Annotated in this window: 13 protein-coding genes; 9 read left to right on the top strand and 4 right to left on the bottom strand. The window is 42.9% G+C overall.

The window, feature by feature from the left end:
* Positions 1–140: 140 nt before the first annotated feature.
* Positions 141–1,364 (bottom strand): aromatic amino acid transport family protein, encoded by a 1,224-nt coding sequence (locus A6D97_RS08990; RefSeq protein ID WP_065584250.1) that lies wholly within the window; start codon positions 1,362–1,364, stop codon positions 141–143.
* 446 nt (positions 1,365–1,810) lie between these two features.
* Between A6D97_RS08990 and A6D97_RS22300 the strand changes: the two genes are divergently transcribed.
* The 3 genes from A6D97_RS22300 (at position 1,811) to A6D97_RS08980 (ending at position 4,085) form a co-directional block, all read left to right on the top strand.
* Positions 1,811–1,939, top strand: coding sequence for a hypothetical protein (locus A6D97_RS22300; protein ID WP_017059831.1), 129 nt, complete (start codon positions 1,811–1,813; stop codon positions 1,937–1,939).
* Positions 1,940–2,144: 205 nt separating this feature from the next.
* Positions 2,145–2,756, top strand: a complete 612-nt coding sequence (locus A6D97_RS08985; protein ID WP_017059830.1) for an ACP phosphodiesterase — start codon at positions 2,145–2,147, stop codon at positions 2,754–2,756.
* A 57-nt stretch (positions 2,757–2,813) separates the two neighbouring features.
* The gene (locus A6D97_RS08980; protein WP_017059829.1) at positions 2,814–4,085 is read left to right on the top strand and encodes a DEAD/DEAH box helicase; all 1,272 of its coding nucleotides are present in this window, start codon (positions 2,814–2,816) and stop codon (positions 4,083–4,085) included.
* 115 nt (positions 4,086–4,200) lie between these two features.
* Here A6D97_RS08980 and A6D97_RS08975 read toward each other — a convergent pair whose 3' ends face one another.
* On the bottom strand, positions 4,201–4,944 hold the full coding sequence (locus A6D97_RS08975; protein ID WP_017064637.1) for a TetR/AcrR family transcriptional regulator: 744 nt from the start codon (positions 4,942–4,944) through the stop codon (positions 4,201–4,203).
* 150 nt (positions 4,945–5,094) lie between these two features.
* Here A6D97_RS08975 and A6D97_RS08970 point away from each other — a divergent pair, with 150 nt between their 5' ends.
* From A6D97_RS08970 to A6D97_RS08960, 3 genes are read left to right on the top strand one after another with little or no spacing between them, the layout of a single operon-like run.
* Positions 5,095–6,183: an efflux RND transporter periplasmic adaptor subunit gene (locus A6D97_RS08970; protein ID WP_065584249.1), complete on the top strand. Its 1,089-nt coding sequence runs from the start codon at positions 5,095–5,097 to the stop codon at positions 6,181–6,183.
* The gene (locus tag A6D97_RS08965) at positions 6,183–7,238 is read left to right on the top strand and encodes an efflux RND transporter periplasmic adaptor subunit (protein WP_065584248.1); all 1,056 of its coding nucleotides are present in this window, start codon (positions 6,183–6,185) and stop codon (positions 7,236–7,238) included. The genes A6D97_RS08970 and A6D97_RS08965 overlap by 1 nt, the downstream gene beginning before the upstream one ends.
* A complete protein-coding gene (locus A6D97_RS08960) occupies positions 7,235–10,294 on the top strand; it encodes an efflux RND transporter permease subunit (protein ID WP_017069891.1) in 3,060 nt (1,019 codons plus the stop codon). Before A6D97_RS08965 ends, A6D97_RS08960 begins: the two co-directional genes overlap by 4 nt.
* Before the next feature lie 179 nt (positions 10,295–10,473).
* Here the strand turns inward: A6D97_RS08960 and A6D97_RS08955 are convergent, their stop codons facing one another.
* Both A6D97_RS08955 and A6D97_RS08950 read right to left on the bottom strand, forming a co-directional pair.
* Positions 10,474–11,211: an EAL domain-containing protein gene (locus A6D97_RS08955; protein ID WP_083190222.1), complete on the bottom strand. Its 738-nt coding sequence runs from the start codon at positions 11,209–11,211 to the stop codon at positions 10,474–10,476.
* A 576-nt stretch (positions 11,212–11,787) separates the two neighbouring features.
* Positions 11,788–12,423 (bottom strand): hypothetical protein, encoded by a 636-nt coding sequence (locus A6D97_RS08950; RefSeq protein WP_017067365.1) that lies wholly within the window; start codon positions 12,421–12,423, stop codon positions 11,788–11,790.
* A gap of 252 nt (positions 12,424–12,675) precedes the next feature.
* Here A6D97_RS08950 and A6D97_RS08945 point away from each other — a divergent pair, with 252 nt between their 5' ends.
* From A6D97_RS08945 to A6D97_RS08935, 3 genes are all read left to right on the top strand, one after another.
* Entirely contained in the window at positions 12,676–12,921 is a 246-nt protein-coding gene (locus A6D97_RS08945; RefSeq protein WP_017059821.1) for a DUF2164 domain-containing protein, read from the top strand.
* A gap of 153 nt (positions 12,922–13,074) precedes the next feature.
* Positions 13,075–13,614, top strand: coding sequence for a cytochrome b (locus A6D97_RS08940; RefSeq protein WP_065584246.1), 540 nt, complete (start codon positions 13,075–13,077; stop codon positions 13,612–13,614).
* On the top strand, positions 13,611–14,180 hold the full coding sequence (locus tag A6D97_RS08935; RefSeq protein ID WP_017059819.1) for a YceI family protein: 570 nt from the start codon (positions 13,611–13,613) through the stop codon (positions 14,178–14,180). The genes A6D97_RS08940 and A6D97_RS08935 overlap by 4 nt, the downstream gene beginning before the upstream one ends.
* The last annotated feature ends 144 nt before the right edge of the window (positions 14,181–14,324 follow it).

Here is a 14,324-nt window from a genome sequence, read left to right as displayed (position 1 = left end):
CACGGTAAATCCTTTACCGTGAACTCTAAATAACCGACCTCAATAAAAATGTGACTTCAATCTACTAATTGTGAAAATTAATGATAGTGACATGTTATTTGTGAGATCTGGATCAAGTAAATTAGTTCTGTATAGGTTTATTAGCCCAAAGAAGGCAGTAACCCTACTGAAATAAGAACTTGAATGGCAATGATAAATACGCCAACGCTACCTGCTAAAAACAACGCTTTGCTACCGCCTAACACTTGGTAACTGGCTTCTGCAGATTGAGGTTTGACAGAGAAATCAGTGTAACGAACCTTGTAGACCATCACTGTTGGTAACAGAATCGCGAGCACTGAAAGTGCAATGGCTGCGTAGCCTAAAGCCATGATGAAGCCTTGTGGGTAAAATAAGGCAAAACCCAGTGGCGGTAAGAAGGTGATAGCAGCTGTCTTAACACGTTTTGCGTTACCTAGTTTCTTGCTCAGTGAGTCGCCCATGAATTCAAATAAGCCCAAGCTCACACCAATAAAAGATGTCAGCAGTGCAAGGTCTGCAAACACACCGACGATCACGCTTAGGTTGGATTGATGAACCGTTTGCGATAGCGAGACTAATAGCGCGCCCAAGCTTGTGTCAGACAACAACTGCTCTTGGCTAATCACGCCCAAAGTAACACTTTGCCAGAAAACGTAGATAACCAGAGGCAGTGCCGAGCCAATAATCATTACCTTACGTAAAGAACGAACGTCACCATCTAGGTATCGAACAATTGATGGGATGCTGCCGTGGAAACCAAAAGAGGTAAACACAACCGGAATAGCCGCAACAATCAGGCCTTGCTGTAAAGGCATGCTCATTAAGTATTGAGAGGTAATGTTTGGCGCTAGGAAGCTGAGTACCAAAACCATCGCGATAAGCTTTAAGCCAAACAAAACGCGGTTAACTTTATCAACACTGTGTGTACCAATCGTAACAACGCCGGCAACTAATACGGTAAATAGAAGCGTGGTGATTTGAGCATTAAGTTCGATACCCGCGATATCCGAAATTCGTTGGTTAAATTGCGCACCGCCGCCAGCTATGTATGCCGCACACAGAGCGTAGAAAAGAAACATCACCGCGAAGCTCGCAATCCACTTTCCTTTTGTCCCCAAAATGGTATGAGCTAACGTGTGTAGGGTAGCGTCAGATTCTGCGAATTGGTGAAGCTCTACCATTAATAGCGCAGTAAAAGCCATTAACGCCCATAAACCCAGCATCAAGAAAAGTGAAGTTGAAAAGCCAATACCTGCAGAAGCAAGTGGAAGAGCGAGCATGCCAGCACCAATGGTTGTGCCTGCAATGATCAAAGTACTACCAAAAACCTTTGATTTATTCATTGTATATAATTCTTTACGTTAGGGTGTGTTTTCATTGGAATTCTTCTAGCTTAAGCGCATAAACCCAAAGAATATCTCGATTTTGAAGTATTCTGATTGAGTTTAATTCCAAATGCAATTCTTATTGTAATTAAAAACATCCACTGTAAATTAACATTTACACAAAGGGGCGTGTCAGCATTCAATTGAGCAAAGCAAACGTTTGACCATGATCGGTTTCAAAATTTATAGAGTAATTTGTTGTACTTGGTGTAAGGTGGCAGTACATATGTCGTTCGCGTATACCCCTTTAGCGCAAAAAAGCGTTAATGATCGCGAGTAGCTTTAAGCTATGAATATGGAATGGGTAGAGTAGAGTGCGTTCATCAAAGTGACATAATATAAGTCCAAGATGGTGCACTAGTTAATCGGACATCATGTCCACATCAAGGAATAGAGGGGGCACAATGAGTGACCAATCTTATAATGACGAAAGTCTAGAGTTGTTAGATGCTATGGAAATTGGCATTGATTTGTCTGACTATGAGCAGACAGTGAAACAGTTAGCAGAAGAGCTTTTCAAGTCTTCGAACTAAGCTTTTAAGATCTTTAATTCAGTTTCAACTGAAACGTTTTAAAGCTAAAAGTTTTCTTAGCTAAAGCTTCTCAAAGCAAACAATTCTAAACTGAGCAAATCGTATTCGCTCACACGTCATACCAAAACTATCCTCATTAAAGTTCGCGAAGATAAACGAGTACGTTTACCATGTTACTTAGTTCTCGATACTTTAATGAGGTTCAATGAACTTTCTCGCACACCTTCACATCGCCAAGCACTGTAACAGCAACTTAGCAGGTAACCTGTTAGGTGATTTTGTTAAAGGCGACCCTAATAAACACTATTCTGATTCCCTTTCTGACGGTATTAGGCTTCATCGATTTGTTGATAGCTATACTGATCGTCATGATGTATCTCGTTCTGCAAAATCACTTTTCTCAGACCAAACACGACGCTTTGCGCCTATCGCACTCGATGTATTTTGGGATCACTGCTTAGCCAATCATTGGGATCAGTTTTCACAGCAGACATTAGAGCGTTTTTGTTTAGATAGCCATGAGCAGATCTTTGAACATCAAGAGCCACACTGGCCTGAAAATTTCGTTATGGTTCATCAGAAAATGGCTGAGCATAGATGGTTAGAGAGCTATCAAGACATGTCATCTATAGAGGTGGTGTTGCAGCGAATGGCGTTGAGAAGGCCTAAGCTCGGTATGCTCGAGGCATGTTACGATGACCTCGAACGTCACTATGATACGTTGCAGTGTCACTTTAATGAGCTTTATCCCAACGTTTTAGAGGAAGCTAAGCAGTTTAATGCGCTTCAAATGAAGAAAAATCAAAAGGAAAGGTAAACAGCGTAATGCAGGTTTGCTACAATCCGCGCCTATTTAATCTTTGAGCATCATACTATGTCTGAATCTACAAAATCTTTTAACCAACTAGGATTATCTGAGCATCTTCTTGCCACGTTGTCTGAGCTTAATTTTACGGCTCCTACCAGTGTTCAAGAACAAGCAATTCCATTGGTATTAGAAGGCAAAGATGTACTGGCTGGTGCTCAAACGGGTACAGGTAAAACTGCTGCGTTTGGTTTACCGATTATTCAAAGATTAATCGAGACAAAAGACAACGTTATTCCGAACCCTAAGCTCGTTCGTGCGCTTGTATTAGTGCCAACTCGTGAATTGGCACAACAGGTTTTCGATAACTTAACTAGCTACGCAAAGGGCACCGACATTAAAGTCGTGGTGGCTTACGGCGGCGTTAGCATGAAGGTGCAAACTGATAACTTACGCGGTGGCGCAGATATTCTTGTCGCGACGCCTGGTCGTCTTATTGATCACATGTTCACTAGAAACATCATGTTGAGCCAAACGGAAGTACTGGTACTGGATGAAGCTGACCGTATGTTAGATATGGGCTTCATGCCTGACATCAAGCGTATTCTTTCTCGCATGAACGAAGTGCGTCAAACTCTGTTCTTCTCTGCAACGTTTGATAACAAAATCAAAGCGATTGCACACCGTATGATGCAGAAGCCAAGTGAAATCCAAGTTACGCCAAAAAACAGCACCGCTGAAACCGTAACACAGATGGTTTACCCGGTAGATAAGTCGCGTAAAAGTGAGCTATTAGCGTATTTGATTGGTTCAAAAAACTGGCAACAAGTGTTGGTGTTCACAAAGACTAAGCAGGGCACTGATGCTCTCGTTAAAGAGCTTAAGTTAGACGGCATTAAAGCGGCATCAATCAATGGCGATAAGAGCCAAGGTGCGCGTCAAAAAGCCCTAGACGATTTCAAGTCAGGCAAAGTTCGTGCGTTGATCGCAACCGACGTGGCAGCTCGTGGTATTGATATTCAGCAGCTAGAACAAGTTGTGAACTATGACATGCCATTTAAAGCAGAAGATTATGTTCACCGCATCGGACGTACTGGCCGTGCGGGTAACAGCGGCTTAGCGATCTCTTTGATGAGTCAGGATGAAGCTTACCTATTGGGTGATATTGAGCGATTACTTGATACTCGCTTGCCTCAAGAGTGGCTAGAGGGCTTTGAACCAAGCCTTGAAAAAGATCTAGCGCCCGATCGTGGTGGTCGCAGCAAAAGCCGTTCATCAGAAAAACGTAAGATGAAAGCGAAGCTTAAGATTCACCAAAACCGCGGTAAAGCACGTCGCTAATAAGCTGTACAAAGCTCCAGTTTAAAGATCTATACATATAAAAACGCGCCGTTACAGTGACTTCTGTAACGGCGCGTTTTTGTATCTTATAAGCTCATAATGGTTATGAACCCGATTAAGCTTTATGTTCCTGGTTACACTTCCATTCACATGGCACTTCATAAATCAGCTCTTCAATCGAGGTTGGATTTAGAGCCCACTCTTCATCAATATTGAACTTGCTGACCATCTGCGTGTTGAAAAGCTGCCAATGCTTAAGTAGGGCGTCTTCGGGTGAGGTGACCATATCACCTTCATTCCAAGTGCTTTCCATAAAGGGAGTGAGGCATACAGCGCCGTTTGCGTACATGATCATTTGCCATTTAACTTCGTAAATGTTGATCATTTTGTCTGGGTTAGCTGCATTGTACTCAGCGGCAAGCCCGTTAATCTCTTTTTCAACATCGCCGACATTGTCGATGAAGTAATCAACTAGGTTGTCTTCTTGGCGAACAGAGTCTGAAATAAGCTGCATTGGCCTACGTGAGTGAATCATGTTGGTGAACAGACGCATGCTAAACAGGTAGATAGCGATATTTGGCGCAACATCTTTTGGCAGCTCTTCCATAATCTTACTGATGTAAGACTGAAAATAATCGTGTAAACAATCACTTATTGCATGCCAAATCTTTTCTTTGCTACCAAAGTGGTGGCGGATAAGGCTATGCGAGACGCCTGCCTTTTCACTGATGTTTCGCAGTGATACACGATCGTAGCCAAAGTCACAGAACATGTCTGCGGCAACGCTCATGATCAAAAAACGCGTCTCTTCGGCGTCTTTTGCACTTCTTCTACCTTGCTTCTTTTCGGTCATCTTCATTTCACATAATTACCTGATTACAACATTCTACACTGTTTTTACTGAAATAAAAAATACTGCACAAGTGGAAAGTAAAGCTTGAGAATTATTTAATATTAAATATACTGCCCACCTGTGTAATAAATCATAATAATTAAACGGAGAGGCATCATGCAGTTCAATTTGTCTATCAATGCCATATCGAGCAAGCGCATGGGAGCTGTTATTGCAGCACTATTGCTCGCAGGCTCTCTAACTGGATGTGACAAAGTTCAGTCAGAGGAAAATGTGCAGGTAATCAAGCCAGTCAAGCTGTTCGAAATCCCACAACAGACTGATATTGATCTCGATAGCTTCATTGCAAAGGTTGATGCAACCGACCGTGCGGCACTTTCTTTCCAAGTGGGTGGAGATATAGAAACCTTCGATGTTCGTATGGGACAAGAAGTGAAGAAAGGTCAGGTGTTAGCCGTATTAGACGCGACGGATTACCGTATTGCCGTTGACGCAGCCCAAGCTAAATTTGATCTGGCGAACAGCCAATACAAACAAGCTTCTGAGTTGTATGCGAAAAAACTGGTCAGTACCGATTACTACGACCAAGCCGTAAACACCTTTACTGCCGCTGAAGTTGAGTTGGACCAAGCAAAAACAAACCTTGGCTACACTACCTTAGTTGCTCCATTCGATGGCGTGGTATCGATGGTGTTTGGAAAGCAATATCAATTGATCGCAGAAAAGCAGCCTGTACTGAATATTTTGAATCACAGTGAAATGGATGTGACGTTTTCAATTCCAGTATCAAAGCTTGAAGACCGTTCTATTCAAGACCTAACGAGCTCAAACATGTGGGTTGTGATGGACAGCCACCGCGGCATTCGTATCCCGACTCGCTTTAAAGAAATCTCAACGCAACCAGATGAAGATACCAACAGCTACCAAGCGGTTGTGTCTATCGAAAAGCCAGAAGGCATCAATCTACTTTCTGGTATGACAGCGCAAGTTGAAGTTCAGAAAAGTAAATCTGACTACGGCATTGGTATTGTGGATTCAGCTTGGTTAAACAAAGACGTAGGCCATGGTGAACTATGGCGTTATAACCCTGACTCTCAACTGATTTCTAAAGTACAAGTCCTTCTTGATGAGCAAGGCAAGGTTATCGACGGATTGTCGTCTGGTGACCTTATCGTTGAAGCGGGTGTGGATGCGTTATCAGACGGACAACAAGTAAAAGCTTGGCTTCGTGAGGGCGGTATTTAATGAACCTTTCAAAATTATCAGTTGTTGTCGCGTCGGTTCTGTTACTTCAAGCCTGTAACAATGAAGCTGTACACCGTGAACAACCACCTTTGTTGGTTTCTACCTTTGAAGTTGGCGCACCGCTTACTAATCAGTTCAGAAGTTTTAATGGACAGGTGATGCCAGCTGAATTGACTCCCTTGGCATTTAAGCTAGCAGGCGAGATTCAACAAGTATTAGTAGAAGCGGGCGACAATGTCGAAAAAGGGCAGTTATTAGCCACCTTAGATAACGCAACGTACGTCCAAGATCTGACTGATGCTCAATCTCAATTCAAACTGGCGAGCAAACAGTTGGCCCGTGGTACTGAGATGTTTGGCAGCGAAATGTTATCGCAATCAGAACACGACCAACTGACGGCTAACTACAAGCTCGCATCGGCGAATTTGGCGGCGGCAAAACGCAAGCTAGGTTACACAGAACTTTTAGCGCCATTCTCAGGAACAGTCTCAACTGTCGATAAGCAACGATTCGAAAATACGACGCCTGGAGAAACACTACTGAGTGTGTACCAGAACGACAAGGTGTATGTGCGAATTCAAGTATCAGATTCGATCTTGGCGTCAATTAGCCCAGACATACTTTCAAATAGCTATCGTCCTGAGGCGACCTTTGGCGGTCACACAGGCCAATATCCACTGACGTATCTAGAACACACCAGTGAACTGCACCCACAATCCCGTACCTACGAATTTTGGATGCAGATGCAGCAGCCTGAAAGTGAAATCCTGCCAGGCACGAGCGTTACGGTCAATGTAGATATGGCGAAAGCGGGCCTGAGCGATGTTCAAGGCTACCAATTACCAATGACAACGCTAGAAGCGGGCTCTGAAGCGAATCAGTTCTATGTGTGGAAAATGGAAGACGGACAAGCATTCAAAAGCGAAGTAGAAGTCGACAAGATCAGTGGCCAAGGCGCACTCATCGCTCATGGTGTTGAGCAAGGTGAGCTACTCGTAAATTCGAATTTAAGAAAACTCCGTGACGGAATCCAATTGTCAGGAAAAGCAGAATGAACATCGCAGAATATTCAATAAAGAACAAAGTAATCAGCTGGCTGTTTCTAGTCATTTTGGCCATTGGCGGTGTGACGTCTTTTGGTAATCTATCCCGTTTAGAAGACCCAGCTTTTACCATTAAAGATGCAATGATTATTTCAACTTACCCTGGCGCTACGTCAATGGAAGTTGAAGAAGAGCTGACTTACCCACTAGAAAAAGAGATAAGACAGCTTCCGTACATCGACAAGATTACCTCGACATCATCGAACGGTATGTCCCAAATTATGGTCAGTATGAAGATGGACTACGGTCCAGACGAGCTGCCTCAGATCTGGGATGAAATGCGCCGTAAGATCAACGATCTACAACCAACACTGCCAAGTGGTGTAAATTCCGTTCAGATCATCGATGATTTTGGTGATGTGTTTGGTGTGATGATCATGCTGACCGGTGATGGTTACGATTACGTTGAGCTCAAACAGTACGCAGATTACCTAACGCGTGAAATCGAACTGGTTGACGGTGTCGGTAAAGTTAGCATTGCAGGTGACCAACAAGAACAACTGTTTGTTGAGATGTCACTGGAACGCTTAGCCGCATTGAACCTAGATATGTCGACTGTGACAGCATTGCTAGCACAACAAAACAGTGTGGTATCGGCAGGCGAGGTGATGCTGAATGGTCAAAGCCTAACGATTAAGCCAAACGGCACATTAAGCACGGTTGAAGAACTAGAAAACCTAATCATTCATGGTCGTGACACTGGCAATCTAATTCGTCTAAAAGACGTTGCTGAAGTGACTCGTGGTATTCAAGAAAAACCGGGTAATGTATTAACGTACAACGGTAAACCTGCAATCAACTTAGGTATTGCTTTCTCATCAGGAGTAAACGTGGTTGAGATTGGTAAAGCACTGGATGCGGAACTGGATCGCCTAGAAAGCATTAAGCCAGCGGGTGTAGAACTGAATTACTTCTACAACCAAGCGCAAGAAGTAGACAAATCTGTGGCTGACTTCTTAATCAGCCTAGTTGAAGCGGTAGCCATCGTTATCATTGTATTGTTGTTCGCAATGGGCTTACGCAGTGGTTTGATCATCGGTTTGGTTCTTCTATTGACGGTATTCGGTACCTTCATCCTGATGGATTACAACGATGTTGAACTGCACCGCATCTCTCTGGGGGCACTGATCATCGCGCTGGGTATGCTGGTGGATAATGCGATTGTTGTCGTTGAAGGTATTTTGGTGGGCTTGAAGAAAGGCAAAACCAAGCTTCAAGCAGCGAAAGACATCGTCAAGCAAACACAATGGCCACTGTTAGGTGCGACCATTATCGCTATCACAGCGTTTGCACCGATTGGTTTGTCGAAGGATGCGACAGGCGAATTCATGGGTTCACTGTTTTGGGTACTGTGTTTCTCACTGTTTTTGAGTTGGGTAACTGCACTAACACTAACGCCATTCCTTGCCGAGATGTTGCTTAAAGAAGAAGACAAGGTTGATGAGAACGAAGACCCATACAAAGGCATCCTGTTTGTGGTATTCGGTGCGTGTCTGAAAGTAGCACTTCGATTTAGATGGCTTACTGTAGTTAGTATGGTCGCTCTATTAGCAGTTTCTGTCGTCGGTTTTGGTATGGTGAAGCAGCAGTTCTTCCCGCCGTCAAATACCCCAATGTTTTACGTAGACATGTGGATGCCAGAAGGCACCGATGTTCGTGAAACGATCAAGCAGACAGAAAAAGTTGAAAGCTACATTCGCCAGCAAGACGACGTGGAGTTTGTAACGACAACGGTTGGGCAGGGCATGCAACGTTTCGCACTGACTTACCAACCAGAGAAAAGCTACGAAGCGTACGCCCAGTTACAAGTAAGAACCACTGACCGCGACACTATGTTTAAGGCTCTAGCGGCGCTAGACAAAGACTTAGCGAACGAATTTGAGCAACCAACGTTCCAGTTCAAGTTGATTGAGTTTGGTCCGTCACCCGCTTCAAAAATTGAAGCGCGTATTATCGGTGCCGATCCACAAGTACTGCGTAACATTGCAGTTGAAGTCGAAGACATCTTGCTTGCCGATCCAGGCTCTCGAAATGTTCGTCATGACTGGCGTGAACGCACTAAAGAACTTGTACCACTGTTCAACGAATCTAAGGCTCGTCGCCTAGGCATTTCAAAAACTGACTTGTCTGAGACATTACAGATGGCGTTTGGCGGTTACAACATCGGCCTACTGCGTGATGGTACTCATATGTTACCTATCGTGGCGCGTTTACCGGAAGAAGAGCGTTTTGATTTCGAATCGCTAAACAATGTGAAGATTTGGAGCCCATCACTACAAACTTACATCCCAGTTGAGCAAGTGATTGATGGCGTAGAGCTTCAATGGTCTGAGCCACTGATTCAGCGTCGCGACAGAAAACGTACGCTAACAGTATTGGCTGACCACGATGTTCTTGGTGATGAAACGCCAGCGAGTCTGTTTGCTCGTGTGAAACCAAAGGTAGAAGCATTAGATTTACCAGAAGGCTACAGCATTAGCTGGGGTGGTGAGTACGAAAGCTCTAAAGATGCGCAAGAATCTCTGTTTGGTTCACTGCCAATGGGTTATTTGCTGATGTTTATCATCACGATGCTTCTGTTTAACTCGGTTCGTAAGCCGCTTGTGATTTGGTTTACGGTTCCACTCTCTATCATTGGTGTTTCAATTGGTCTGTTAGGTACCAATATGCCATTCAGCTTCACAGCGTTCCTTGGCTTATTGAGTCTAAGCGGCATGATTTTGAAGAACGGCATTGTACTGCTTGACCAGATCAACAGTGAGCTATCAACAGGTAAAGACCCATATTTAGCGGTTGTCGACAGTGCGATTAGTCGTGTACGACCGGTATCTATGGCAGCATTAACGACTATCTTGGGTATGATTCCTTTGGTATTCGATGCATTTTTCGGCTCGATGGCGATTACCATCATGGCAGGCTTAGGCTTTGCTACCGTACTAACGCTAATAGTAGTACCGGTGATGTTCGCTATTTTATATAGAATCAAACCGTCCACTGCGGGTTATTAGGGAATGATATAAAACAGATTCTTTTAAGCCAGCCCAGTCAAATTTGACTGGGTTTTTTATGCGTGTTGTCCCGTCCTGAAATGTGTTGACACGTGAGAGCGGTAAGAGGGTACGAATAGGCAAGCATTAAAAAATCCGCTACTCAATGGGCAAGCGGCTTTAAGAACAATAGGGCGATTCTAAATTGCTAGCCGTATGTCTAACTCAATCGGCTTTGGCATTGCTAAGTGATAACCTTGATACATATCGAAGCCTAAATTTTGCATCGCTGCGAGTTGTTGTTGGGTTTCTATCCCTTCGATTACCGTCTTCGCACCGATTTGAGTAGCAAGCTTTAAGGCCAACTCCATTTCACTTGTGTCGCCTTGTTCAAAATCCAACATCACAGAGCGATCTATCTTGATGATATGAGGATTAATATGGCGAACCCGCTGTTCTGTTGACGCTTGTGTTCCGAAATCATCAACAGCGATTTGAAAACCATTTTCCGCCAATGAATGGGCTGCGTCTTTCAAACGTTCTTCACTCTCTACATTAAGCTCGACCAACTCCATCACAATTTGTTCGCACGATAAGTTAAGCTCATGCAGGCGCTTAGCTAACAAGCTATCGCTCACTTTCTCTGCGGCAAATAACTCGCCAACATTAGGAAGAACATTCAAGAATAGGTGTAAATGACGAATAGTCGACTGTGCGAAGTTGCGTATATGAATGGCTCGGCTCAGCCTCTCGACATTAATTTTGTCTGTGCTTGAGGTTTCGTCGGAATGGAAGAATTGATCAGGACGAACAATATCACCTTTGTTATTTGAAATGCGCACCAAAGCCTCAACACCTATTTGAGTCATAGAAGAGTCGAATATAGGTTGATAGACGCTTCTAAGCGTCAGGTCTTGGTATTTCGCAATAAACTGCATATCAGCATCTACGGATATACAGCTAATAAATTCACTTCTGTCTGATAAAATCATAGTCGCTAGTAAAGAGGGCTTATTCAATGGCGGACGTACATGTCGCGGCTGTCACAATATTGACAGGTGTAAGTAAATTGTCAATTAATAAAAACTCTTTTGTAGAGTCAATATTTAAATAAATATAATTAACGAAAAAACAGCATGATAATTGATATTAGTCATTAAAATTACTTATCATTCACCATTAATAATGACTATTGTGAATTTAATCTCTGAGTAATCTATCTCATATCAACACCAATCAATATAAGCTTTCAACGCCAATACACCAGGTGAAAATAAGGATAAAGCCTCAGGTTATGGGGGAATGTCAAAGTTACATTATTAACAAACAACTCTGTTTGCATATAAATGATATCTACTTCTCAAAATATGAACGATGAGCTGATAAGTTATTATTTTATCGAAGATAAACTTTGATTGATTATTGGGTAGGGCTTGAGTTAGGTTTTATAAAATGTTGGGATGGAGGTCTAACTATTTACTTTCAAGACTGATTAAAAAAGTTGACCCGTATTCTTACTGCCATTGAAGTACTGCGTAAAGTTGCAGATATTTACGAACCAGTTGTTGATTTCCTGACCGCTTTAAAGGGTGTCCAAATTTAATGAAGCAAGGGCTGATTTTAAAATTATTATTTAAGTCAGTAGCAAATTGAGAATCACTCTCTCTTAGCGTGATACCTTGTTGACTATATTCCGTGATCTCATCTGGGAGTTCACCCATCCACCAATGCAATAATTCGCCACTGTTTTTACTTCGGCTAATCCAATGGTCGGAGACAATGATCAAAACGTCATTGGGTTGAATGGAAAATCCATACTCTTGTTGCCAATTATGGATGTCCAACATCAACTTTCTACGACATGTTTTCCCGGCGCTCACCATATGATGACTGATCATCCAAACGGTACCGATTTCGGAAGATATTCGGAAGTGTCGAGGCGTTTCTCTAGAGGAAAGCATTTCAAGTGGGCTGATGTTGCTTGCATGATTAAAGCTAACGAAGGTGTGCTCCATTCGGCGGGCAAATGCCTTACCTATATGGTGCTCACTGATCCCTTGATTGTGCACCGTAGGGTAGTGGCGTTCACAGAGCTTTAGGCAATCGTCTTGAAATTGATTAACGCTTTTAATCACTAGATCTAATAACAATGAAGTCCCTTATACACAGCTACTATCTTATTGATGGGCAATAGTACGGTAATTGCGGTTCCGTTACCTATCGTCAAAGTGCGAGTTCTTGATCTCTCTATCAAAATTAACCATTGCTGAGTGATTTTATGGATAGCACTGGCGCTCTACAGGTCTGTATTCTAAATTATGAGGAATTCTAGCTAGTTACCTCGACTATAGTCTAGTCAGCAAATCACAATTGATCTACTTACTCTTTATTTGGAAACATTCATGACCATTCAATTAGATTCGAAACAAAAGTCTGAGCTTACTCATACGCTCCAAAAGTACCTGCAGGATGAACTCGATGTGGAGCTTGGTCAGTTCGACACAGAATTCTTGGTCGATTTCATAAGTAAAAAGTTTGGGGCGGTTTACTACAACAAAGGGATAGAAGACGCTCAAAAAGTCATGGAACGTAAAATGTTAGATATCTCAGATGAGCTTTACGAGATCGAACAAATCGTTGAAATCTAACGTTTAGCCCAAACTTGTTCAAATAATTTGAATAACTCGTTTAATTTGAAATGATGTTACCAATGTAAAGCTTGGTAAATAATATGTTACACAAACTTGGTGTAGGGTACGCTTTTCGAAACTACACTACTCGTTAACATTCGGAAGAGATGCATGGACAACAACGTTAGAAATTACAACCCTTTAGCAAGAGCGATGCATTGGATTTCAGCTCTCGCGGTATTTGGCTTATTTGGTGTAGGCCTGTGGATGGTTGATCTTTCATACTACAGCGAGTGGTACAAAACAGCGCCAGACTATCACCGCTCGGTAGGCATTCTTTTGGCTGCCGTTACCGTTATCCGCTTGGTCTGGAAACTAGTTACCGCGTCACCTAAAGTGAAAGGTAAAAGCTATGAAGTTGCAGCAGCGAAGATCGCTCACGGCTTTATGTACATTAACTTAGCGGTTTTATTTATTTCAGGTTATTTGATTTCAACATCAGATGGCCGCGGGATCGACGTATTCAATTGGTTCACTGTACCAAGTATGGGTGAACTGTTTGCAAACCAATCTGATCTCGCAGGAACGATTCACTACTATGCTGCATGGGTACTGATCATCATGGCATCAGTACACGCCTTAGCGGCGATAAAACACCACGTTATCGACAAAGACGATACGCTACGAAAAATGATAGGAGCTTCAAAATGAAAAAGTCAATTATCGCTACAGGATTAGCATTTGCAATGGCAATGCCTTTCGCTGCGAACGCCGCTGATTACGTGATTGATACAAAAGGTGCGCATGCTTCAGTTAACTTTAAAGTTAGCCACCTGGGTTACAGCTTTATCCAAGGTCGTTTTAACACATTCTCAGGTGACTTCTCATTTGATGAAAGCAACGTTGAAGCGTCTACAGTAAACGTAACGGTTGATACTACAAGCCTTGATTCAAACCACGCAGAACGTGATAAGCATATCCGTAGCGGCGATTTCATCGATGCTGGTAAGTTCTCTGATGCGACATTCAACAGCACGAAAGTTGTTGATAAAGGCGACGGCAAACTTGAAGTAATGGGTGACCTTAAACTTCACGGTGTAACTAAGCCTATCGTTATCGAAGCTGAATTCATCGGTGCTGGTCAAGACCCATGGGGCGGTGAGCGTGCAGGTTTCGTGGGTACAACTCGTCTAGAACTTGCTGACTTCAACATTCCAGTAATGGGCGCTTCAAGCTATGTAGATATGGATCTACACGTTGAAGGTGTAAAGAAGTAATCTAGCTATTGTTGATCGCTAACTAGTATCAATCTCTTATGTAACACCAAAAGTTAAATAGATACTTAGAAAGCAACAGTTAGAAATAGAGAAAGGCGCAAAGTTTTCACTTTGCGCCTTTTTTATTGAGATAAATGGCAACGC

It is taken from the genome of Vibrio sp. ZF57, assembly GCF_001691235.1.
Taxonomy (GTDB): Bacteria; Pseudomonadota; Gammaproteobacteria; order Enterobacterales; family Vibrionaceae; genus Vibrio; species Vibrio crassostreae_C.
The sequence above is the reverse complement of the archived record's forward strand: the minus strand, read 5'-3'. Positions and strand labels throughout refer to the sequence as shown.

Coding starts and splice junctions, on each gene's coding strand:
- A6D97_RS08945 (WP_017059821.1), top strand. CDS start 12,676: ATGACCATTCAATTAGATTCGAAACAAAAGTCTGAGCTTACTCATACG.
- A6D97_RS08960 (WP_017069891.1), top strand. CDS start 7,235: ATGAACATCGCAGAATATTCAATAAAGAACAAAGTAATCAGCTGGCTG.
- A6D97_RS08935 (WP_017059819.1), top strand. CDS start 13,611: ATGAAAAAGTCAATTATCGCTACAGGATTAGCATTTGCAATGGCAATG.
- A6D97_RS08980 (WP_017059829.1), top strand. CDS start 2,814: ATGTCTGAATCTACAAAATCTTTTAACCAACTAGGATTATCTGAGCAT.
- A6D97_RS08975 (WP_017064637.1), bottom strand. CDS start 4,944: ATGAAGATGACCGAAAAGAAGCAAGGTAGAAGAAGTGCAAAAGACGCC.
- A6D97_RS08940 (WP_065584246.1), top strand. CDS start 13,075: ATGGACAACAACGTTAGAAATTACAACCCTTTAGCAAGAGCGATGCAT.
- A6D97_RS08990 (WP_065584250.1), bottom strand. CDS start 1,364: ATGAATAAATCAAAGGTTTTTGGTAGTACTTTGATCATTGCAGGCACA.
- A6D97_RS22300 (WP_017059831.1), top strand. CDS start 1,811: ATGAGTGACCAATCTTATAATGACGAAAGTCTAGAGTTGTTAGATGCT.
- A6D97_RS08970 (WP_065584249.1), top strand. CDS start 5,095: ATGCAGTTCAATTTGTCTATCAATGCCATATCGAGCAAGCGCATGGGA.
- A6D97_RS08965 (WP_065584248.1), top strand. CDS start 6,183: ATGAACCTTTCAAAATTATCAGTTGTTGTCGCGTCGGTTCTGTTACTT.
- A6D97_RS08955 (WP_083190222.1), bottom strand. CDS start 11,211: ATGCAGTTTATTGCGAAATACCAAGACCTGACGCTTAGAAGCGTCTAT.
- A6D97_RS08985 (WP_017059830.1), top strand. CDS start 2,145: ATGAACTTTCTCGCACACCTTCACATCGCCAAGCACTGTAACAGCAAC.